Here is a 312-nt window from a genome sequence, read left to right on the forward strand (position 1 = left end):
TACCCACGATTTCGATTTCTTCGCCGACCTTGACGATACCGCGCTCGATACGGCCAGTGACCACCGTACCGCGACCCGAGATCGAGAACACGTCTTCCACAGGCATCAGGAACGTGCCGTCCACAGCGCGCTCTGGCGTGGGGATGTACGTATCCAGCGCTTCGGCCAATTGCAGAATCGCTTGTTTGCCCAGGGGGCCGTCGTCGCCTTCCAGGGCCAGCTTGGCCGAACCCTTGACGATAGGCGTATCGTCGCCGGGGAAGTCGTACTTGCTCAGCAGTTCGCGAACTTCCATTTCGACCAGCTCGAGCA

General features: G+C 60.3%; 1 pseudogene. It reads right to left on the reverse strand.

The window, feature by feature from the left end:
• Nucleotides 1-312 (reverse strand): annotated as a pseudogene (gene tuf, locus H0484_RS15095) (elongation factor Tu); the annotation flags it as partial.

The sequence above is a fragment of the Mesopusillimonas faecipullorum genome, assembly GCF_020539505.1.
Lineage (GTDB): Bacteria > Pseudomonadota > Gammaproteobacteria > Burkholderiales > Burkholderiaceae_B > Mesopusillimonas > Mesopusillimonas faecipullorum.